This window comes from Streptacidiphilus neutrinimicus (assembly GCF_000787815.1).
Taxonomy (GTDB): Bacteria; Actinomycetota; Actinomycetes; order Streptomycetales; family Streptomycetaceae; genus Streptacidiphilus; species Streptacidiphilus neutrinimicus.
Genome location: NZ_BBPO01000005.1, coordinates 116,869 through 137,011 on the forward strand (window position 1 = coordinate 116,869; position 20,143 = coordinate 137,011).

Genomic DNA, 20,143 nt, shown 5'->3' on the forward strand with positions numbered 1-20,143 from the left:
CGCCGAACGGCGGGGGCGGCCTCCTTGCCGGGCCCCCGAAGGACCGGCCGTGCACTGACCATCGGAGGACTCGGGATGTCCCGATCGGGAGGGCTTTGCCACAGTTGTCCCAGCCGTCTCCTTCACTCCATCAGTCACAGCTGTTGCGGCAGTCCCTATGTCCTCAATGACCTCGTTCGTCCCCGCCGTCTCATCTCATCCGGCCGGGCCGGTGCCCAGGACGACGCGGGCCGTCTGCGCCTGGCCGCCGGCGTCGGTCCAGCCGAGGGTGACGGTGTCGCCGGGGTGGTGCTGCCCGAGGAGCGCGGTCAGGGTGTTCGGGTCGGGCACCGAGGCGCCGTCGACCGAGGTGATCACATCTCCCGCGATCAGCCCCAGGTGGTCGGCTGGTGAGTCGGGCACGACCTGGACGACCGCCGCGCCGTTCGTCGCCGAGTACTGGTTCGCGGTGCCGACCCCGACGCCCAGCCACGCCGTCGCGCCGATGTGCACGCTCGACGAGGCGTGACCCGCCGCGATGGCCTCGGCGGTGGCCTGCGCCTGGGTGGCCGGTATGGCGAAGCCCTCGGTGGGCGCGCTCTGGAACTGGTAGCCGACGGAGGCGGCGGTGTCGATGCCGATCACCTGCCCCTGGGCGTTCACCAGCGGACCCCCGGAGTCGCCGGCCTGGATCTGCGCGTCGACCTGGATCAGGCCGCTGAGCTGCTCGGAGCTGCCGGAGCCCTCGTCGGTGGCGGTGATCCGCTGGTCGAGCGCGGTGACCGAACCGGCCGCCTGGCTGGGCTGCCCGCCGCGCCCGCCGGCATTGCCGAGTGCCGTCACCGCGTCGCCGACCGAGACATGGGTGCCCGCCGCCAGGCTGAGGGTCTGCAGGCCGGAGGCGCCGTGCAGCCGCACCAGCGCCAGGTCGTGGCTGCGGTCGTAGCCGATCACGGACGCGCTGTAGGTGCGGCCGTTGCCGATGTCCACGGCGGACAGCGAGGTGGCGCCGTTGATGACGTGGTTGTTGGTGAGGACCATGCCGTCCGACGTCAGCACGATGCCGGTGCCGGCGGCCTCGGTGCCCTGGAGTCCCTGCTCGCTCACCAGGTCGACGCTTCCCGCCGCGACCTGCGCCAGCGTCCGCGGCGTCGTGCCCGAGCGCGCCGCGCCCAGCGACCCCGACCCCGAGGAGCCCGACGACGCCGACGCCGAGGGCGCGGTCCACGGCGAGGACGACCGCGTGGGCGACGTCGCGGTCGACGACGTCGACAGCGTGCACCCGGCGACACCCAGGGACACGGCTATCCCGCAGGCCGCGATTCCTGCTGCGTTCCACCTCATGGCGCCACCTCCGTGCTCGGCGCGCCTCCCCTGCCTGACAGATCCGTGCCCGGTGGGCGAGAGCGTCACGCGTGGGAGGAGTCGATTTGAAGGCCTTTCTCATGAAGCGCCCGGTCTCATCAGATCGCCCGGACGGTCACCGGACCCACCGCGCTTACTGCATCCGGGGGCTCCGGCCGCCCTAGCGCAGCTGGCGCCGGGCCAGTTGGTGGAAGGGGCCGGAGGGGTCGGCGAGGAGGGCGGCGGGCGTTCCCTCCTGGACGATCCGGCCGTCCGCCATGACCAGGACCCGATCGGCGTCGAGCACCGTCGACAGCCGGTGCGCGATCACCACGCGGGTGGCGCGCAGCCGACGGGTGCTCTCGATCACGATCCGCTGGGTCTCGTTGTCGAGGGCGCTGGTGGCCTCGTCGAAGAGCAGGATGCGCGGACGGCGGACCAGCGCCTGAGCGATCATCAGGCGCTGCCGCTGCCCGCCGGAGACCGTGCCGCCGCCGTCGGACAGCACGGTGTGCAGGCCCATCGGCATGGCCTTGACGTCCTCGGCGAGCCCGGCCATCGCCGCGGCCTCCCACACCTCCTCCATGCTGTGCGGCTCGGTGCCGCGGATGCAGTCCAGGATCGAGCCGTTGAACGGCTGCGCGTGCTGGAGGACGACGCCGCACTGGCGGCGCACCGCCGCCTGGTCGAGCGAGGCGAGGTCCTGGCCGTCGAAGAGCACCGCGCCCGAGACGGGCCGGTCGAAGCCGATCAGCAGCCGCAGCAGGGTCGACTTGCCGCTCCCGCTCGCGCCGACGACGGCGACGAACTCGCCCGGCTCGATCCGGAACGTCACGTTGTCGAGCACCAGCGGCCCGCTCTCGGTGTAGCGGAAGGAGAGGCCGCGGGCCTCGATCCCGCCCGACAGCCGGCCGGGCGCGGCGCTGCCTCCGCGCACCTCCGGCACCTCGTCCAGGACCGGTTTGATCTGCTCGAACAGCGGAAGCGCGGAGACCACCGAGAGCAGCGAGCCGGTGAGCTGGGTGACCGAGGTCAGCACCATCGTCACCGAGGTGCTGAAGGTGAGGAAGCTGCTCGCCGACATGCTGCCGCGGGCCGGTCCGGCCAGCAGCATGAACATCCCGAGCATGCAGACCGGCAGGTAGACGGCGTTGCAGACGGTGATCAAGTTCTTGATCCTGCCCACCCGCCGCTGCATCTCCCGGCTGCGGGCGAACTCGCCCGCCCACGCCGCGTAGGCGAAGTCCTCGGCGGCGGCGACGCGCAGCTTGGGCAGGCCGCGCAGGGTCTGGAAGGCCTGGTTGTTCAGCTTGTTGTTCAGCACGGTCAGCCTGCGCTGCCAGCGCACCTGCCACAGGCCGAGCGCCAGGAAGACCGCGGCGATCACGACCAGCATGCCGACGGCGGCCAGCGCCAGCGGCACGCTGTAGCAGAGCAGCAGCGCCAGGTTGACCAGGCCGACCGTGCCCGCTTGGACGACCACCGTGCTGACGCCGGACAGCAGGCGGCGGATGGCGCTGATGCCCATCGCCGCCGAGGCCAGCTCGCCCGTCGACCGTCCGGCGAAGAACCGGGTGGGCAGCCGCAGCAGCCGGTCCCAGATCGCCGGCTGCAGGGTGGCCTCGACGCGGCCCTCGAACCGCAGGATGGACAGGTTCTCCATCAGCATGAACGCGGCGGAGACCAGCGTGGTGGCGACGATCGCCAGCGAGGTCCGCACGATGAGATCGCTCTCGGCGTGCGGCACGTAGTCGCCGAGCACCTGCCCGGTGGCGATCGGCACCAGCGTGCCGAGCACCACCGCAACCAGTCCGCTGACGACCAGCCGGCACAGGTCCGGCCGGGTGCCGCGCACGCTGAAGCGCAGCAACCGCCAGGCGGAGAGCGGCTTCTCGGGCAGCGGCCGGTAGCACAGCACGGCATAGGGCTCGAACTGGTCCGCGTTCTCCTCGCGGATCCGGGTGCGCCGCTCGCCGGAGGGGTCCACCGACTCGTACCCTCCGCGCCGCCACAGCAGCGCGACGGGCGTGCCGGACGCGGACCGGAAGCCGAGGAGCGGTCCGGCGTCCTGACGCCACCAGCGTCCCTGGAGTCGAACCTGCCGGGTGCGGAAGCGGGAGGCGACCGCGATCCTCTCGATCGGGGAGAGCCGGTCGGCCGAGGTGACGCCGCCGGTGGGCGCGGTGATCGTGATCCCGGCCGCCGCGCCGACGATCCGGCAGGCGGCCAGGATCGCGTCGTCAAGGCCCGCGCCGCCTGCGGGCGCCTGCTCCGAGCGGCCCCGGTCGGTGCGCCGGAGGGAGGTGAGCAGCGCCTGGTCGGCCCGGGCGCGCGCCGCGTCGCCCGCCTTGACGCCCGCCTCGGCCCGGTCCTCGTAGGCCCGCTCCAGCTGGTCGATCCACCGGTCCAGCGCGAACAGCAGCCGGCTCTGCTGGTCGACCAACTGCTGCCAGGCGGCGGGGTCGACGAAGAGGTCCTGCGCCGTCTCCTGGCTGTAGACGCCGCCGTGGACCAGGCTGCCCGGAGGGAGCGACAGCCACTGCATGTCCTCGCCCAGGTCGTCCATGACGACGTCGGGCCCGCCCGAGCCGGCGCCGGCGCGGGCCTCGAAGAGCAGGCGCAGGCTGCGTCCGATGCCGCGGGCGAAGGCGTCCTCCAGCGGGGACGGCATCCCGTGGGCGCCGTAGTACGCCCAGTCGGGCGCGTACTGCGGGGCGAACAGCAGCTCGCGCAGCTGGATCCGGCGCAGCACGCAGCCGGCCTGCGGGCGGCCGACCACCGTGTGCTGCGGCCCGTCGACGGGGCCGGGCAGCAGCGCGCCCGCGCCGAGCCGGCCGAGGAAGTGCCAGTGGCCCTCGAACACCGCGTCCACGGCGAACAGGTCCATCGCCCCGGCGACCACCAGCCACACCACGTGCGGGCCCTCCAGCGGCAGCCGTCGCACGCCGGTGCAGTCGACGGGCGCGCCGAGGCCGCCGAGCGCGGTGAGCACCCCGTCGTCGCCGGGCTGCTGCGGGCCGGGCTCCTGGACGTAGCCCTGGGGGTAGGCCTGCGGGTAGCCCTGGACGTACGGCGTCCCCTGGGCGACCTGAACGACCTGGGCCGTCTGCCCGCTGGGCCACGACCCCTGGGCGCCCTGGGGGGCCTGCGGGGACGGCGGAGACGGCGGGGACAGCGGGGGTTCGGCGAACGACACGTCAGTGCTCCCTGACCAACTGGGCGTAGGGCCCCGCGGCGGCCACCAGATCCTCGTGACGCCCACGCTCGACCACGACGCCGCGGTCCAGCACCACGATCTCGTCGCTGTCCCGCACCGTGCTGAGCCGGTGGGCGATCACCACGCAGGCGCAGCCGCGCCGGCGCAGGTTGTCCATGACGACCTGCTCGGTCTCCGCGTCCAGGGCGCTGGTCACCTCGTCGAGGACCAGCACGCTCGGCTGGCGCACCAGGGCGCGAGCGATCTCCAGCCGCTGGCGCTGGCCGCCGGAGAAGTTGCGGCCGTCCTGCTCGACCCGGCCGTGGATGCCGCCGGGGCGCCGGGAGACGGCGTCGAGGACGGCCGCGTCCCGCAGGGCCGCGGTGACGGCCTCGTCGGATATCGAGGGGTCCCAGAGCGCGACGTTGTCGCGGACCGTGCCCTCGAAGAGGAAGACGTCCTGGTCGACGAAGGAGACCGAGGCCGCCAGCGAGCTCCGCGGGATGTCGGCGAGTCGCCGGCCGTCGATGGTGATCTCGCCCTCCCACGGTTGGTAGAGACCGGAGATCAGCCGGGAGACCGTGGACTTGCCGCTGCCCGAGCCGCCGACCAGGGCGACCTGGCGGCCGGGGCCGACGTCCAGGGTGAAGCCCTTCAGCAGCGGCTGGTCCAGAGCGCTGTAGCCGAAGGTGACGTCCTCCAGCAGCACGTGACCGCTGAGCCGGCGCGCGCCCGCCACCGAGCGCGAGCTCGTCAGCCGCGAGTCCGCCGGGAAGCTCTCGACGTCCTTGAGCCGGGCCATGTCGGCGGTGAAGTCCTGCACGCGCCCGGCCACCCCGTTCAGCCGGGTGACCGGCGCGGTGAAGCTGGCCACCAGCGCCTGGAACGCGACCAGCAGGCCGATCGAGATCTGGCCCTCCACCGCCCGCAGTCCGCCGATCAGCAGGATCAGCGCGCTGTTGAGCGCGGCGAGGGTGGGCGCGACGATGCTCAGCGTTGCGCCCGGCACGCCGAGCCGCTGCTCGCCGACGAGCGTGATCGCGTGCTGGCCGGCCCAGCGGCGGAAGTACCCCGTCTCGCCGCCGGTGGCCTTCATCGTCTCGATCAGCTGGAGCCCGCTGTAGGAGGTGTTGGTCAGCCGGGCGCTGTCCGCGCGCAGCTTCTGCACCCCGGTGCCGCGGATGCGGACCACCACCCGCAGCGCCACCACGTTCAGCAGCGCGATCCCGATGCCGAGGACGGTCAACTGCGGGTCGTACGTCCACAGCAGCACGGCGTACAGCACCACCACGACGGCGTCGACGCCGACGGCGGAGAGGTCCCGGGCAAGGGTCTCCGCCACGGAGTCGTTGGACTGCAACCGTTGCACGAGATCGGCGGGGTTGCGCTGGGTGAAGAACGCCACCGGCAGGCGGAGCAGGTGACGCAGGAACCGCGCGCTGCTCAGCGTGGACGCGATCATCCGGCCGCGCAGCAGGTTGGCCTGCTGCACGGCCGTCAGCACACCGGTCAGCACCACCAGCGCCGCCATCGCCGCGAACAGCACCGGCAGCAGCGCGGTCCGGCCGCCGATCAGGAAGGAGTCGATGTAGGTGCGGCTCAGCGCGGGCATCGCCACGCCGACGGCGACCAACAGCAGGCTGGCGGCGAGGACAGCGGGCGTGGTGCCCTTGGTGCCGCGCAGCCGTGCGGGCAGGGCGCTCAGCACGCCGGGCCGCTTGCCGCCGGGGCGGAACTGTGGGCCCGGCTCGAAGGTCAGCACCACGCCGGTGAAGCTGGAGTCGAAGTCCTCCTCGTCGACGAACCGGCGGCCCCGCGCCGGGTCGTTGAGCTGCACGCCGCGCCTGCCCAACCGGCGGGCGGTGCCCTCGTAGACGACGAAGTGGTTGAACTCCCAGAACAGGACGGCGGGGGTGCGCACCTCGGCCGCCAGCGCGCCGGGCTCCATCTGCATGCCCTTGGCCGTCAGGCCGTAACCGCGGGCGGCCTTCAGCACGTTGCTCGCGCGGGAGCCGTCGCGCGAGACGCCGCAGGCGATCCGCAGCTCCTCGAGCGGGACGTGCCGGCCGTAGTGCCCGAGCACCATCGAGAGCGCGGCGGCGCCGCACTCCACCGCCTCCATCTGCAGGACGGTGGGGGTGCGCACGGTCTTCTGGCGCACGGTCCTCTCGCGTGCGGTCTTCTCGTGTGCGGTCTGCCGGCGCACGCCCCGCTGGTGCGTCGCCTTCCGCCCGGCGGCGCGTCGTCCGCTCACGGCAGGATCCAATCGATCGGGTGCTGTCCGGGCAGGTGCACGGCGGCGCTGACCAGCTCGCTGGACTGCAGTTGGTACGGCGGGCCCTGGGTGGTGGACCAGGCGTAGCCGGACCTGCTGCCGGACCGTTCCAACTGCACTACCACGGCGACCGGTTGGCCCTGTGCGCTGAACGCCTGGGCGAGCTGGTCGCTGCCGAGGAAGCCGGCGATCTGCTGGTGCGACTCGGGGCCGCCGCCGACCGACAGCACCTTCCCCCGCAGCAGCCCGTACTGCTGGACCGGCACCGACTGGACGTTCAGGTCGACCTCCGCGCCGACGGGCATCGAGGCGGCGTTGGTCGCCGACGCGTACAGGACCGCGACGAGCGGTTCGTCCGGGCTCGTGACGCGTTCGACAGCGGCGAGTTCGGAGCCGGTCTCGACGACCGAGCCGAGCGGCGCGGCGAGCGTGGTGATCCGTCCCGCCGACACCGTCCTGATCGTCTGGACCTTCTGGCTCGTGCCCGTGCGGACGGCCAGAAGGGGGACCCCGGCGGCGAGGGTGTCGCCCGCGTTGGCGTAGACGGCGACCACCTGTCCGGCCACCGGGCTCTGCAGGGAGTAGCTGCCCTCCGCGTGGAAGAGGATGCCGGGCGCGCTTACCGTGCTGGCGACCGTGCCGGTCACCGCCCAGAAGCCGGAGGCCGCCACCACCGCCGCCGTGACCAGGAGCACGAGGCGGCCCTGCGGTCGGGCCAGCTGAGCCGGCACGTCGAGATCCTCGGGCGACTGCTGCTTGGCCAGCGCCTGCTGCCGGAACTGCACAGAGTATTTCTTTCCTTGGACGACCCGGCGACTGCTCGGTCGTGGACTTCCGGAAATGCGCCGGAATGAAAAAGGGCGCGATACAGGCCCCGGAACGGACAGTTCCAGGGCCTGATCCCGAACCGTTCAGCTCGGCGGGGATATCCAGAAATCAGATACCCGTGACCACATTGGTCAGGTTGCTGACGGTGCCGGTCATGCCGGCCAGGCCGGTGACCTCGGAGACCAGGCCGCCGACCGGGAGGACGGAGCCGACGCCGTTCAGCGCGTCCGAGATGCCGGACACGTGAACGCCGAGGCCGGCCACGCCGTGCACGCCGGCGCCGGCGCCGATGCCGAGGCCGCCGGCCACGCCGTCCAGGTCGGTGTCGGCGATCTCGCGGGTCTCGACCTGCGGCGTGAAGTCGCTGCGCATGAGTGTTTTTCCTCTCAACGCTCTGAGCATTTCCAGTAGTGGGAACGGGTATATGCCCGCCCCTTTCTTGGCATGATCCAACCAGCCGCCGGTCGTATATGTCCACTCGCGGCGTTCGGGTTTTATTGTGAACGTTCGAGTCGGTTCGTGGGCGGGCGCATCCGCGAATTCGGCCGAATAGTGGGGCTGCCGTGAACGAATGCGAACAACCATGGCGCTGTTGCGTTGGTTGTGTGATGTCCCAGAGGGTGCGGTGTGTCCGACAAGGGCGCACGTGCACCGAACGCGGAGGAGATGCGGACGAAGTGAGGAGTCGTCCGACGGTTCCCGGGGCCCAAGACCCTCGTGAAGATTCCGCGAAGCCCCGCTCGGCGCCCTGTGCGCGGCACCCGCCGGTCGGCCCAGCATGCCCGGGCGGTGGGCGTCCACGGAACCGACGATCGGCGGAGCCGAGGCCTCCAGCCGGTGGTACCCGTCCGCCGGGCGGCTTCGCGACGATGGGGAGCGGAACGCCCGTCCGCGCCTCAGTGGGCGGGGGCCGCCCCGGCCGTCGTGCTCGGCCGGGGCTCAAAGCCTCCGAGGACGCCGGGTCAGAAGTCGCTGACCCGGCGGTGGCTGGTGAGGCCCCAGATGACGAAGACGTCGACGGCCATCATCACGACGGACCAGAACGGGTAGTACGGCAGCCACAGGAACTGGGCGATCAGGCTCAGCCCGGCGATGCCGATGCCCGCCCAGCGGGCCCAGGTCTGGTCGGCGAGCAGGCCGACGCCGGCCAGGATCGCGAGGATGCCGAGCACGATGTGGACCCAGCCCCAGCCGGTCAGGCTGAACTGGTAGACGTAGTGCGGAGTGGCGACGTAGACCTTGTCCTTGGAGACCGCGGAGGCGCCCTCCAGCACCCCCAGGACCCCGCCGACCAGCAGCAGCACCGCTGCGAACACGACGGCGCCGGCGGCCAGCCGGCCTTCGTGGGCGCCGTTCCCGCGGGTGGGAGTCGGTGTGGTCATCTGCCTGCCTCCTCGCAGCTCGCCCGGTGGCGTCTCGGGCCAGCCTCCGCGAGGGGCCACCGTGGGGCGAGCGGGCGGAGCCGTTCGGGGGAGACGCGCGCAACGCGATCGGGGCCCGGCGATCCGAGGATCACCGGGCCCCGAGGGGGGCTGCTCGACTCAGGCGACGTGCCAGATCATGCCGGGCGTGGCCGCGACGGACGCGGCCAGCACGGCGAGGTCGGCGAGGCCCAGTGCGATGCCGAGGCCCGCGCGGACCGGTCGGCGCGTGCGGCGGACCAGCGCGATCGTGGCCAGCACGATCGCGCAGGGGCCGAGCACCAGGTTGAACACGAGCAGGCCGAGCAGGCCGAGGATGAACGACGCGACGGCCATCTGGTCGGCGTCGAAGGTGCGTTGGCGTTCGGTGAGGGTGTCCACGGGAGGCTCCGAGGGGCTGGTCAGTGCTGCTTCCGGCGGGCGAGGCGCTCGCGGGCGCCGAAGGCGAGCAGCCAGGCGGCGATCGCGGCCGCGCTGCTCACGAGGACGGACGTGTCGGTGTGGAAGGCCGCTCCCGGCAGCAGGGTGAGGGCGGCGAGGGCGAAAAGGAGACTCACGGCGAGGCTCTTCTCTGGTCTTCGGCGGAGTGTGCAGACGGCGTGAACTTTCAGCGAACAGTTGTGATGACAACTGTTCGCTGACTTCTCCATCCTACGACGGGTGGCGGATTTCAGCAAACAGTTGTTTACTCAATGGCGTGAGTCACACGACAGGGGTCCGGCAGGCCCAGAAGCAGCAGTCGCGCCGCGCCCTGATGGACGCGGCCCTGCACCTGCTGGAGCACCAGAGCTTCTCCAGCCTCGGCATGCGCGAGGTCACCCGCGAGGCGGGCATGTCGCCGGCGGGCTTCTACCGGCACTTCCGCGACCTCGCCGACCTCGGGGTCGCCCTCGTCGAGGAGGCGCTCGCCAGCCTGCACGAGATGGTCCGCGCCGCCTTCAAGGAGCAGGGCGAGCCGGACGAACTGATAGACCACGCAGTCAGGGTGATCGCCGATCACGTCCGCGAGCACCGCGCGCACGTCCGCTTCGTCGCGCGCGAACGCTTCGGGGGTGTGGCCCCGGTCCGCGAGGCGATCGCCGCCGAGCTGGAGCGGTTCACCGAGGAGGTGACGCAGGCGCTGGCCGCCCAGCCGGTCTCGGCGGGCTGGGACCGGGCCGACGTCCGGATGGTCGCCGAACTGTACGTCGACCACATGGTGCTGACGGCGGCGGCCCTCCAGCAGGCCGACGCCGAGACCGAGCGGCAGATCACCGCGACGGCCCGGCGTCAGCTGCGCCTGATCAGCCTCGGGCGGCGCCACTGGGTCTCGGGCTGAGCCCGCGCCGGTCGCGGGGCCGGGGCCGCCGCGTCCGGCCTCAGGCGAGGTTCAGCTGCCAGGAGACGCCGAACCGGTCGTTCACCCAGCCGAACCGGGTGCTGAACCCGTAGGAGCCGAGCGGCATCAGCTCCTGGCCGCCCTCGGCGAGCTCCCCGAACAGGCGGTCGATCTCCTGCTGGCTCTCGCACCGGACGTAGAGGGAGACCGAGGGCGTGAAGCCGAAGGCGTGCCGGGCCGGACTGTCGATGCACATGAACGACTGCCCGGCCAGGGAGAAGAGGGCGTGGCGCACGGTCCCCTCCAGGCCGTCCTGGTCGGGTCCGTAACGGTCCACGGACACCACCTCGCCGTCGTCGAAGAGCGAGATGTAGAAGCGCATGGCCTCCTCGGCCCGGCCCTCGAACATGAGGAACGTGGTGATCTTCTGCGGCGACGTCGCGATGGCCATCGGGGTCCACCTCCGGAGCTGGTCGCGGTACGGGAGAGCTGACGGTGTCGGGTCTACACCAGTCGGCGGCGGTATTCCCGATCCGGCGCACCGAGCAGGATGATCGACACCGACACGTCAGCATCCCGGGGGACGACGCCCATGAGCACCACACCGACGAACGCGGTGGCGACCACGCCGCGGCAGCTCGCCGACGACCACGTCGCCCGCGTCGCCGCCCTGGACCCCGGTGTGACCACGTGGTTGGGGCTGGACCCGGCCGACGACCGGATGCCGGACCTCTCGCCGCAGGGATGTGACGCGCTCGCGGACCTGGCGCGCGACACGCTGCGGCGGCTGGACGCCCTGCGCGGCCCGGGCGCGGGCGTGGACGACGCGGCCGCGGACCCGGCCGAGCGGGTCTGCGCCCGGCTGCTGCGCGAGCGGCTCAGCTCGGAGCTCCAGGTCCACGAGGCGGGGGAGCACTTCCGCGCGGTGCGCAACCTGCACGCCCCCGCGCACCAACTGCGGGGCATCCTCACCCAGATGCCCACCGCGACGGACGAGGACTGGGTCCCCGTGCTGGGGCGGTTGCGCAAGCTGCCCGCCGCGTTCCAGGGCTACCGGGCCACCCTCGCCGAAGGCGTTCGGCGCGGCCTGCTCGCCGCTCCCCGTCAGGCCCAGGTGCTCGCGGCGCAGCTGACCGAGTGGACCGGCGAGAAGACCGGAACGGCCGGATGGTTCGCCGAGTTCGTCGAGCCCGCGCCGCGGCGGCTCCGCCCGGAGCTCGCCGCCGCGGCCTGCGCGGCCACGGAGGCGGTCGCCGGTTTCCGCGACTGGCTGCGCACGGACTACACCGCCGCCGCGCAGGGCACCCCGGACGCCGTCGGCCGGGAGCGCTACCTGGTGTGGGCACGGCAGTTCACCGGCTCCGCCCTGGATCTGGACGAGACCTACGCCTGGGGCTGGGAGGAGTTCCACCGCGTCTGGGCCGAGCTGCGGACCGAGGCGGAACGGGTGCTGCCCGGCGCGACCGTCGAGGAGGCGCGGGAGCACCTGAACCGGCACGGCCACACCGTGCAGAGCGCCGAGCGGATGCGGGCGTGGCTGCAGCAGCTCGTCGAGGACGCCATAGCGGCCCTCGACGGGAGCCACTTCGACATCGGCGGCCCGCTGCGCCGCGTCGAGACCAGGATCGCCCCGGCCGGGAGCGCCGCCGCGCCCTACTACAGCGGCCCGAGTCTGGACTTCAGCCGCCCCGGCCGCACCTACCTGCCGCTCGCCAACGGCGACGCGGAGGAGCGGTTCCACACCTGGCGCCTGGTCAGTACCTGGTACCACGAGGGGGCCCCGGGCCACCACCTGCAGATCGCCTCCTGGGCGGCCGAGGCCGACCGGCTCTCGCGCTACCAGGTCACGCTCGGCAAGATCAGCGCCAATGTGGAGGGCTGGGCCCTGTACGCGGAGCGCCTGATGGACGAGCTCGGCTTTCTCGACGACCCCGGGCGGCGTCTCGGCTACCTGGGCAAGCAGATGATGCGCATCGTCCGGGTGATCGTCGACATCGGCATGCACCTGGAGCTGGCGATCCCGGCCCACTCCCCGTTCCACCCGGGCGAGCGCTGGACCCCGGAGCTGGCCACGGACTTCATGAACGACTACGTGGGCATGCCCCCGGCGGCCCGCGACAGCGAGATCCTGCGCTATCTCGGCCGCCCCGGCCAGGCCATCGGCTACAAGCTCGGCGAGCGCGCCTGGCTCGCCGGCCGCGAGGCGGCCCGCGCCCGTTCGGGGAGCGCCTTCGACCTCAAGGCCTGGCACATGGCCGCCATCCGTCAGGGTTCCCTCGGCCTGGACGACCTGACAGACCATCTGGCCGTGCTCTGACCCGCGGCCTGGCGGCTGTTCCCGATCAGGCGGTCGGGGCCGGGTGTGGGTCGCGGAAGGTGAACGCACGCGGCCCCGAGCCGTGTTCGCGCAGCAGCGCGACGCGCTCCACGGCCTCGGCCACGGTCGGCCGGTGTCCGGCCGGGACCCACCACAGCGCCTGGTGCGCCTCGGTCATCCGGGTGAACCACTCGCGGCGTCGGGTGAGCACCCGCAGGTGGTCGCTGCGGTAGACGTAGTCGCGCAGCACCTCGACCGACTCCCAGACCGAGCAGTTGACCAGGAGCAGGTCGTCGGCGCCGTCCGGTCGCAGCGTGGTCGCGTCCGCGCCGTCGTCGTCGACCATGCGCCAGACGAACCCGGGCGACTCCTCGGCGAGCTTGTTGATCGCGGGCAGCTCGGCCACGAAGCACGCGAGCTCCGGTCCGTCGATCGGGGCGACGATGCGCCCGACGTTCACCTGCGCGAGATGAAAACCAGTCATGGAGCAAGGATGGCGGCACCCTTGCTCTATCGTCAATGAGATTTGTTTTTAGAATCTCCGCAGGGCGACGCAGCAGCGGCCGGGGCCGGGTGACATCTCCGCCGACCACCGGTCCGCCCCTGCCGCGCGGTCGTCCCGCCCGGCGACCAGGCCCTCCACCAGCGCCAGGTTCATCCCGCAGACCAGCGCGGGGAACTCCTCGGCGAGCGCGTGGAACGGGCAGTTGCGCAGCCGCACGACGTCCTCGTCGCCCGCCTCGTGGAACGGCTCGTAGCCGTGCGCCCGGAGCGTGTCGACGGCGTCGCCCGAAGCCTGTTCCGCCCCGCGTTCGCGGGCGACCGCCTGGAGTTCGCGGTCGAGCCCGGCCCGCTCCACCGCCTCCGCCAGCAGACGCCCCGCGGTGTCGTAGGCGCGCGGGGGCAGCGACAGCGTGTGCTCGCGGGCAGCCCGCCGGTACAGCTTGGCGGGACGCCCGGCGCCGGGGCCGGACCGGCCTGACAGTCGCCGGAAGACCGTCTCCAGCAGCCCGGCCTCGACGAGCCGGTCCAGATGGAAGGCGGCGAGCGAGCGCGAGATCCCGGCGGCCTCGGCGGCGGCGTCGCGCCCGACCGCCGCGGGCGCCGCCGCGACGAACCGGTAGAGCCCGCGCCGCACCGGATCGCCGAGGGCCCCGAGGGCGGCGAGCGCCTCGTCCTCGGGCCCCTCGCCGGTCTCGCGGTCCGCGCGCTCGGGCCCCTCGCCGGCCTCGCGGTCCGCGCGCTCGGGGTCCGCGCGCTCGGGGTCCTGCTGCTCCTCGCTCATCGGACGAGTCTATGGTCGTCGCGCGGTGACGACGAAGTAGTCGAGGACCCGGGCCTCGCAGGCCCCCGCGCAGCCCATCCCGAGACCGCGGCCCACCTCCAGGACCTCTGGCCCACCCGGCTCTCCCGGCAGCCCGGCGGAGTCCAGGACGCGCCAATAGAGAGCCTCCTGGCTGCGCACCCGTTCCGCCTCGCCCATCGGACCGCCGGGGTCGACCGCCCGCCAGCAGCCGAAGTTGATGAACCCTCCGGCGAACATCGGCTGCGCGCCCAGATCCGTCGGCCCGTACACCTCGCGCACGGCGGGCCGGATCTCGGTACCGGCCTGCCGAGTCTCGTCCTCCACCGTGCCGTGCCTCCCGTGGGAGCAGCCGTCACCGCTTCAGCGGTCCTCGACCATGCTGCCCTCCGCGTGGGCCGATGACCCACCTCTCGTCCGTTCGGGGGACGCGGCGACGGCGGCGCGGCCGGAAGCTCATCCCGAGCCGGTGGCCACCACAGCGCAGACGAGGCCGCCGAGCAGCAGGAAGCCGAAGAGCATCACGGCCTGCCAGGCTGAGTGGCCGAGCGGGCGGCGCAGGCGCATCCGGTGCTGGCGGCGGCGCCACTGGACGTACCCGGTGACGGTGGTGGCCATGGCGAGGGTGATCAGGTAGGCGGACAGGGCCAGCCGCAGCCGGAACGGCGCGACACCGCCCAGCGGGAGGATGGCCAGCGAGCCCGCGAGGAGAGCGAGCGAGGTGCGGGTCCAGGCCAGGAACGTCCGCTCGTTGGCGAGCGTGGCACGGTAGTCCGGCTCATCGCCCTGCTCCCACCAGGGCCGGTCCGCATCCTCAGGATCCGGCGTCGCCATCTCGGTGCTCCCGCTGCTCGGTGCCGCGTCCGTGGGATCCATCCCTAACACCCGGTGAGGGGAAATTCCTGTCGTACCTCTGGGCATTGCGTTTACCGCACGGTAACTTACTCGGGCGTCAGGTCCATGTGTGATCCGTTTCACGATCCCTGGGGGACTCATGCCCGGAAGAGCCGCTCGTCTCCTGGCCACCGCCGTCGTCGCGGCGACGACGGTCGCCGTCGTCCCGGCCGTCACGGCCGAGGCCGCCGCCGCCGCCGCCCCGCGGGCCGAGTCCGTCACGACGACCGCCACGACGACCGCGACGAGCGACCCGTTCTACAGCTACGACGGCAGCCGGCCGCTCGCCTCCTTCGCCCCCGGAGACGTGCTGAAGGAGCGGACGCTGCAGTACCACGTCCTCGGCGTGCCCACGCCGGTGAAGGTGGTCCAGCTGCTCTACCGCACCGTCGACGCGGAGGGACGGCCCGTCGCCAACGTGACCTCGGTGGTCCGCAGCCTGAGCGGTCAGAGCGCCAAGGCGGTGTCCTATCAGTCGTTCTACGACTCGCTCAATCCGGCGGACAGCCCCAGCCGCGCCATCGCCGGCGGCCTCAGCCTGGGCGGCGTGATCCCCAACGCCGAGGCCATCCTGCTGGCCCCGCTGCTGGTGCAGGACTACAACCTGGTCATCCCGGACACCGAGGGCCAGAACGCCGACTTCGCCGCCGGTCCGGAGTACGGCGCCGCCACGCTGGACTCGATCCGGGCCGCCACCAGGGCCGCGGACACCGGCCTCAGCGGCGACACCAGCTTCGGCCTGATCGGCTACTCCGGCGGTGCGATCGCCACCAACTGGGCGGCCGCCCTGGCCCCGGCGTACGCGCCGGAGGTGAACCGCAAGCTGGTCGGCTTCGCCGAGGGCGGGCTGCTGGTGGACCCGGCGCACAACCTCACGTACGTGAGCGGTTCCCTGGCCTGGTCCGGCGTCATCCCCATGGCGCTGATCGGCGTCGCGCGCTCCTACGGTCTGGACCTCACGCCCTACCTCAGCAGCTACGGCCTGAAGGTCTACAACGGCCTGCGGCAGGGCTCGATCGTGAACGCGATCGGCGAGTACCCCGGGCTGACCTGGCAGCAGATGGCGAAGCCGCAGTACGCCAACCCCGACTCGGTGCCGGCCTTCGTCGGCGCGGTGAACAGGATCAACCTCGGCTCCGCCGCCACCCCGACCATCCCGGGCTACATCGGCCAGGGCGACGGGGGCGTCTGGGAGGGGACGTTCAGCAACCTCCCGGGCATCGGGACCGGCGACGGCGTGATGGTCGCCGGTGACGTGCGCGCCCTGGCCCGGCAGTACTGCGCCACCGGCGACAGCGCGATCGACTACCAGCAGTTCGACGCGCTCAGCCACATCGGCACGGCCGTCCCCTGGGCCGTGGCCGCCATCGGCTACCTGAACGACCGCTTCGCGGGGCGCGCCGCGCCCTCCGACTGCGGCGGGATCGCCATGGGCAACTCCCTCGCGCCGGAGGTGCCCACCTCGGGTTCGTGAACTCAGTGGAGCGTCACGCCTTCGTCGACCGGCGCGCCAGCCGCTCGGCGAAGGCGTGCGCGGCGTCCAGGTCGGCCGGCCCGGGCAGCCCCTTGTGCAGACCGCCGACGAGCCTGAACGGGAGGAAGGTGTCGAAGGCGCGGCAGGAGAACGCGCCGTCCACCCGGAAGCCCTTCTGCCCCAACGCCCGTTCGAGCGGGCGGAAGGGCACGCCCGGCAGTCCGCTGGTGGCGAAGACGAACGCCCGGCCGTGTCCGTCCGCCGGGAGCGCCCTGACGAACCTGCGCAGTCGCGGGTGGAACCTGCGCAGGTAGATCCCCGAGCCGAAGCCGACCAGATCGAAGCCGGACAGCTCCTCCGGATCGACCTGCCCGGGGTCGACGACCCGGGCCCGCAGTGCCCGGCCCATGGCGTCGGCGATCCGCCGGGTGTTGCCGTGGGACACGGAGGTGCACACGATGAGGGCCTTCATGGCCGCGCTCCTTTGCTGGGTCCGCTGATCCGGTTCCGTCAACAGGACAGAACAGGGGCGCGGAGCGTGACATCAGCAGGAGTCAGCGGTCACGGCCTCACAGTCTCCTTGCCGCGCGGAAGCCGTGGGCGTAGAAGTCGGTGCCGTCCAGCAGGGCGTGGCCGGCGAGGTCGCCCATGGTCGGGCCGTTGGCCGCGGAGCGGCTGGAGTAGAAGCGCGGGCGGCCCGCGTTGTCGGGTCCCAGGTACATGCCGCAGTGGTCGATGACGCTCGGCTGGTCCTTGCGGATGGCGAAGAAAACGAGATCGCCCGGCTGCAGCACACTCAGATCCGTGGCCTGCTTGCCGGAGTTGGGAATGAGCAGCACCCCGGGGCCGTCGGCGGCGATGGCGTAGGCGCGGCGCGGCAGGCCGATGCCGGCGGTGTTGGTGTTGTGCATCGGGATGCCCATCCGGTAGCCCCACACCAGCCGCTGGAAGCCGGAGCAGTCCGCGTCGCCGTAGCGGTCCTTCTCGGGCTGCGCGTGGGTGCCGTCGGAGAAGGTCCAGGGAATGCCGAGGTAGTCGTAGAAGTCGGACTTCTCGTCGTGGTAGCCGAAGTCCAGGGCGCCGGTCACGCTCGGGTTGCGCGGGCCGAAGTGGGCGGTGCCCGCGTAGCGGACACCCTTCGCGTCGACGCGGTTCGGCGCTCCGGCGCTGCTGTACTCGAACGCCACCCCGAAGACGTCCGGGCTGGTGTCGTGCAGCGCCTTGGGGAACCACTGGGTGAACCAGGCGCTCTGCTCCTCGCCCTGCTTCCAGGCCTTCGGCAGCACCCGCACCCAGGCGTTGGTGGTGACCGTGGCCTCGGTGGTGCTGGGCTCGCTGAAGGTCCGGCTCGGGCCGACGAGCACGGCGGTGCGGGCCCCGTCGGTGAAGACGGCGAGCTCGTCGCCCGACCCGTCCTGGACCACCGTGCGGCCGGGGGAGTTCTGGCGCTGGAACCGGTAGCCGCCGGACGTCGTCGGGGCGTCCGACGACGCGTCGGCGCTGCCGAGCGAGGGCCCCGACGCCCCGGCCCTGCCCTTGTTGAGCTCGAAGCCGAGCACGGCAGCGGTCGCGGCCAGTGCGACGCCACCGGTGCCTGCGAGCAGACGGCGGCGGGAGAGCGGCGAGGACATCGGGACTCCGGGGGTCGAGGCTGGGGGCCGTCGAGGGTCGGGCGTGTGCGGCGGCGGTGTGAGCGGTGCGGGGTCAGGCGGTGGGCAGGGCGCCGAGCAGCAGACCCGCCGCCAGCACCACATAGGTTGCCAGGGTCACCGCCGTGGTGGAGATGATGGTGGCGGCCTTGGGCTGGCGGACGAGCTGGTACGCGATCAGGCCGGGCACGATGAAGCCCAGTGTCTGCGCCGTGTAGAGCAGCGGGAACTGCTGCTGCAGCGCCAGCATGACGGTCATCTGCAGCACCACCGCGGTCAGCACCACGGCGGCGAAGAGCCGCTTGCCGTAGAGGATGACGACGCGTTGGAGTGCCACCGTCACCAGGAAGGTCAGCACGGTGACGCCGATGACCAGACCGAACCGCTGCAGGTCGGTGACCAGGGTCAGCGCCAGCCAGCCGGGGGTGATCATGCCGCCCGGGGAGAGGTTGGTGGTGAGGTAGCAGATCAGCGAGAAGACGAGGCCCAGGGCGATACCCAGCGCGGCGGTCTGGGGGGTGACGTTGGCGGGGATCACAGGGCTTCCTCGTGGTGGCGGCTGTCGTCGTGGTGGTCGTTCGTCGTGGGGCGGCCGCCGGCCCAGTGCTGGTCGGGCGTCCAGTGCTGGTCGCCGTAGGGCTCGTCCGGCTGGTGCGGGTCGGGCTGCTGGTGGCCGTGCTGCTGGTGGCTGGGCCGTTGCCGGCCGCGCTCCTGGTGACCGGGCTGCCGGTCCTGGTGCGCCTCGTCCGTACGGGGGTCGCCGAACCAGGACGACGTCTGGGGCCGGGGCTGGTGGTTCTGGCGGCGACGCTGGAGCTGCAGCGGCAGACGCAGCGTCATCGTGGGCGAGTCCGGCAGCTGGGCGCCGGGCCAGGACGCCCACGGGTCCTCGATGCCCTCGGGGAACTCCTCGTACCGGTTCTCGGGGGCGGCCGGCGTGTAGGCGTCGTCCTCCTCGTCGTCGGCCGGCAACTCGGCCAGGCAGTCCAGGAAGAGCTCGCCCTGGCCGTGGATGTTGCCGACGGCCACCAGGGAGGAGTCCGGCGGCAGTGCCGCCAGCAGGTCCCGGGTGAGCTCCTCGGGGTCGCGCTTGTCACCGCCCAGGTCGACGATCTCGCCGCGCCAGCCCTCGGGGATGCCGTCGCGGGCGCTCTTGGTCGGATGACCGATCAAGAAGACCGTCTCCGGGGCCAGGTCGGGCACGATCGCGCCCATCTGCCCGTTGCGCTCCACCCGGTCGGGGCGGCAGTTGATGACGACGTTGACCGGCTTGCGGATCGCGCCGAGGTCCAGCAGCTGCTGCACGTTCATCAGCGTGGACTCGGGGTCGTTGGCCGCGAAGACGTTGGCGAAGCGCAGCCGCTTCCCGTCGTGTGTGCGGTAGCGCTCCACCGAGAGCACGCCCGGGTCCGGCGGGGCCTCCCACATGCCGCGCAGCGCGGTCTGCCGCTCGACGCCCAGCAACTCCGCGACGGCCAGCGCGATGGCGACGTTCTCCTTGAAGGTGAACCAGCTGAAGCCGCGCAGCTCCTCGTCGCTGACGGTCTCCGGATCCACCGCGACCAGCCGGCAGTTCCGCTTGTCGGCCTCCTCCTGGAGGATGTGCAGCCGGTCGCGCTCGGCCGTCACGCACACGCCGCCCTCGGGCATGGAGCGGGACAGCGACCGGGCCACGTCGTCCAGGGTCGGGCCCATCTCCGCGAGGTGGTCCTCGCGGACGTTGCAGAGCACGCCGATGGTCGAGCGGATCAGCTTCTGCTGGTTGATCTCCTGCAGGGCGGGCATGACCGCCATGCACTCGATGACCAGCGCGTCCGGACGGTAGACGGCGGCGCGCCGGACGATGCCGATCTGCTCCACCACGTTGGCCAGGCCGAACTTGCGGTAGACCGGCTCCTCGGTGGCGTCGGGGTGGATGAACCGGGCGGCGGTGCCGGTGGTCTTGGCGACGGTGACCAGGTCGCCGCCGCGCAGCGCGCCCGCGCACAGACGGGTGATGGAGCTCTTGCCGCGGATGCCGTTGACCAGCACCCGCACAGGTATCTGCTCCAGCGAGGTGTAGTGCCGCCGTTGCTCGACGACGCCGGCCGTGAGCAGCCCGGCGCAGCAGATCATGAGCACGCAGTAGAGGAAGAGCACCGAATC

At 72.3% G+C, this 20,143-nt stretch carries 20 protein-coding genes; 3 read left to right on the forward strand and 17 right to left on the reverse strand.

Annotated features, from left to right (window positions below; translation table 11 throughout):
• Positions 1-195 precede the first annotated feature (195 nt).
• From TR48_RS05845 to TR48_RS44225, 8 genes are all read right to left on the reverse strand, one after another.
• Positions 196-1,086 (reverse strand): S1C family serine protease, encoded by an 891-nt coding sequence (locus TR48_RS05845; RefSeq protein ID WP_236652024.1) that lies wholly within the window; start codon positions 1,084-1,086, stop codon positions 196-198.
• Between the two features lie 418 nt (positions 1,087-1,504).
• On the reverse strand, positions 1,505-4,315 hold the full coding sequence (locus tag TR48_RS05850) for an NHLP bacteriocin export ABC transporter permease/ATPase subunit (protein WP_042364873.1): 2,811 nt from the start codon (positions 4,313-4,315) through the stop codon (positions 1,505-1,507).
• Between the two features lie 205 nt (positions 4,316-4,520).
• On the reverse strand, positions 4,521-6,641 hold the full coding sequence (locus tag TR48_RS05855; RefSeq protein ID WP_236652034.1) for an NHLP family bacteriocin export ABC transporter peptidase/permease/ATPase subunit: 2,121 nt from the start codon (positions 6,639-6,641) through the stop codon (positions 4,521-4,523).
• 128 nt (positions 6,642-6,769) lie between these two features.
• Positions 6,770-7,579: an HlyD family efflux transporter periplasmic adaptor subunit gene (locus TR48_RS05860; protein WP_042364800.1), complete on the reverse strand. Its 810-nt coding sequence runs from the start codon at positions 7,577-7,579 to the stop codon at positions 6,770-6,772.
• A gap of 151 nt (positions 7,580-7,730) precedes the next feature.
• On the reverse strand, positions 7,731-7,994 hold the full coding sequence (locus TR48_RS05865) for a hypothetical protein (protein ID WP_042364801.1): 264 nt from the start codon (positions 7,992-7,994) through the stop codon (positions 7,731-7,733).
• A 590-nt stretch (positions 7,995-8,584) separates the two neighbouring features.
• Entirely contained in the window at positions 8,585-9,004 is a 420-nt protein-coding gene (locus TR48_RS05870) for a DUF7144 family membrane protein (protein ID WP_042364802.1), read from the reverse strand.
• A 159-nt stretch (positions 9,005-9,163) separates the two neighbouring features.
• The gene (locus TR48_RS05875) at positions 9,164-9,424 is read right to left on the reverse strand and encodes a DUF4190 domain-containing protein (protein ID WP_152627814.1); all 261 of its coding nucleotides are present in this window, start codon (positions 9,422-9,424) and stop codon (positions 9,164-9,166) included.
• 20 nt (positions 9,425-9,444) lie between these two features.
• Positions 9,445-9,600 carry a hypothetical protein gene (locus TR48_RS44225; protein WP_170183516.1) on the reverse strand — a complete coding sequence of 52 codons (156 nt, stop codon included), beginning with the start codon at positions 9,598-9,600 and terminating at the stop codon, positions 9,445-9,447.
• 140 nt (positions 9,601-9,740) lie between these two features.
• On the opposite strand from TR48_RS44225, the gene TR48_RS05880 reads away from it, so the two are divergent.
• Positions 9,741-10,361, forward strand: coding sequence for a TetR family transcriptional regulator (locus TR48_RS05880; protein ID WP_042364803.1), 621 nt, complete (start codon positions 9,741-9,743; stop codon positions 10,359-10,361).
• Positions 10,362-10,401: 40 nt separating this feature from the next.
• Here the strand turns inward: TR48_RS05880 and TR48_RS05885 are convergent, their stop codons facing one another.
• Positions 10,402-10,812 carry a VOC family protein gene (locus TR48_RS05885; RefSeq protein WP_042364804.1) on the reverse strand — a complete coding sequence of 137 codons (411 nt, stop codon included), beginning with the start codon at positions 10,810-10,812 and terminating at the stop codon, positions 10,402-10,404.
• A 141-nt stretch (positions 10,813-10,953) separates the two neighbouring features.
• On the opposite strand from TR48_RS05885, the gene TR48_RS05890 reads away from it, so the two are divergent.
• Positions 10,954-12,678, forward strand: coding sequence for a DUF885 domain-containing protein (locus tag TR48_RS05890; RefSeq protein ID WP_042364805.1), 1,725 nt, complete (start codon positions 10,954-10,956; stop codon positions 12,676-12,678).
• A gap of 25 nt (positions 12,679-12,703) precedes the next feature.
• On the opposite strand, the gene TR48_RS05895 is transcribed toward TR48_RS05890, so the two are convergent.
• The 4 genes from TR48_RS05895 to TR48_RS05910 all read right to left on the reverse strand — a co-directional run bounded on the left by TR48_RS05895 (position 12,704) and on the right by TR48_RS05910 (position 14,857).
• Positions 12,704-13,162 (reverse strand): DUF3291 domain-containing protein, encoded by a 459-nt coding sequence (locus tag TR48_RS05895; RefSeq protein WP_042364806.1) that lies wholly within the window; start codon positions 13,160-13,162, stop codon positions 12,704-12,706.
• Positions 13,163-13,210: 48 nt separating this feature from the next.
• Positions 13,211-13,963 (reverse strand): helix-turn-helix transcriptional regulator, encoded by a 753-nt coding sequence (locus tag TR48_RS05900; protein WP_084728864.1) that lies wholly within the window; start codon positions 13,961-13,963, stop codon positions 13,211-13,213.
• Positions 13,964-13,972: 9 nt separating this feature from the next.
• Positions 13,973-14,308 carry a hypothetical protein gene (locus tag TR48_RS05905; RefSeq protein ID WP_042364807.1) on the reverse strand — a complete coding sequence of 112 codons (336 nt, stop codon included), beginning with the start codon at positions 14,306-14,308 and terminating at the stop codon, positions 13,973-13,975.
• A gap of 129 nt (positions 14,309-14,437) precedes the next feature.
• Positions 14,438-14,857, reverse strand: a complete 420-nt coding sequence (locus TR48_RS05910; protein ID WP_052442424.1) for a YidH family protein — start codon at positions 14,855-14,857, stop codon at positions 14,438-14,440.
• 118 nt (positions 14,858-14,975) lie between these two features.
• On the opposite strand from TR48_RS05910, the gene TR48_RS05915 reads away from it, so the two are divergent.
• The gene (locus TR48_RS05915) at positions 14,976-16,349 is read left to right on the forward strand and encodes a lipase family protein (RefSeq protein ID WP_042364808.1); all 1,374 of its coding nucleotides are present in this window, start codon (positions 14,976-14,978) and stop codon (positions 16,347-16,349) included.
• A gap of 13 nt (positions 16,350-16,362) precedes the next feature.
• Here TR48_RS05915 and TR48_RS05920 read toward each other — a convergent pair whose 3' ends face one another.
• The 4 genes from TR48_RS05920 to pgsB all read right to left on the reverse strand — a co-directional run bounded on the left by TR48_RS05920 (position 16,363) and on the right by pgsB (position 20,137).
• Positions 16,363-16,821, reverse strand: a complete 459-nt coding sequence (locus TR48_RS05920; RefSeq protein WP_042364809.1) for a flavodoxin family protein — start codon at positions 16,819-16,821, stop codon at positions 16,363-16,365.
• A gap of 97 nt (positions 16,822-16,918) precedes the next feature.
• Positions 16,919-17,980 carry an NlpC/P60 family protein gene (locus TR48_RS05925; protein WP_042364810.1) on the reverse strand — a complete coding sequence of 354 codons (1,062 nt, stop codon included), beginning with the start codon at positions 17,978-17,980 and terminating at the stop codon, positions 16,919-16,921.
• Positions 17,981-18,053: 73 nt separating this feature from the next.
• Positions 18,054-18,536: a poly-gamma-glutamate biosynthesis protein PgsC/CapC gene (locus TR48_RS05930; RefSeq protein ID WP_042364811.1), complete on the reverse strand. Its 483-nt coding sequence runs from the start codon at positions 18,534-18,536 to the stop codon at positions 18,054-18,056.
• Positions 18,533-20,137 carry a poly-gamma-glutamate synthase PgsB gene (gene pgsB / locus TR48_RS05935; RefSeq protein WP_084728868.1) on the reverse strand — a complete coding sequence of 535 codons (1,605 nt, stop codon included), beginning with the start codon at positions 20,135-20,137 and terminating at the stop codon, positions 18,533-18,535. The genes TR48_RS05930 and pgsB overlap by 4 nt, the downstream gene beginning before the upstream one ends.
• Between the last annotated feature and the right edge of the window lie 6 nt (positions 20,138-20,143).

What these genes read in the sequence shown, in the direction of transcription:
- TR48_RS05865 (WP_042364801.1), bottom strand. Translation starts at nt 7,994, where the DNA reads ATGCGCAGCGACTTCACGCCGCAGGTCGAGACCCGCGAGATCGCCGAC.
- TR48_RS05910 (WP_052442424.1), bottom strand. Translation starts at nt 14,857, where the DNA reads ATGGATCCCACGGACGCGGCACCGAGCAGCGGGAGCACCGAGATGGCG.
- TR48_RS05915 (WP_042364808.1), top strand. Translation starts at nt 14,976, where the DNA reads ATGCCCGGAAGAGCCGCTCGTCTCCTGGCCACCGCCGTCGTCGCGGCG.
- TR48_RS05855 (WP_236652034.1), bottom strand. Translation starts at nt 6,641, where the DNA reads ATGGAGGCGGTGGAGTGCGGCGCCGCCGCGCTCTCGATGGTGCTCGGG.
- TR48_RS05920 (WP_042364809.1), bottom strand. Translation starts at nt 16,821, where the DNA reads ATGAAGGCCCTCATCGTGTGCACCTCCGTGTCCCACGGCAACACCCGG.
- TR48_RS05870 (WP_042364802.1), bottom strand. Translation starts at nt 9,004, where the DNA reads ATGACCACACCGACTCCCACCCGCGGGAACGGCGCCCACGAAGGCCGG.
- TR48_RS05900 (WP_084728864.1), bottom strand. Translation starts at nt 13,963, where the DNA reads ATGAGCGAGGAGCAGCAGGACCCCGAGCGCGCGGACCCCGAGCGCGCG.
- TR48_RS05890 (WP_042364805.1), top strand. Translation starts at nt 10,954, where the DNA reads ATGAGCACCACACCGACGAACGCGGTGGCGACCACGCCGCGGCAGCTC.
- TR48_RS05885 (WP_042364804.1), bottom strand. Translation starts at nt 10,812, where the DNA reads ATGGCCATCGCGACGTCGCCGCAGAAGATCACCACGTTCCTCATGTTC.
- TR48_RS05895 (WP_042364806.1), bottom strand. Translation starts at nt 13,162, where the DNA reads ATGACTGGTTTTCATCTCGCGCAGGTGAACGTCGGGCGCATCGTCGCC.
- TR48_RS05925 (WP_042364810.1), bottom strand. Translation starts at nt 17,980, where the DNA reads ATGTCCTCGCCGCTCTCCCGCCGCCGTCTGCTCGCAGGCACCGGTGGC.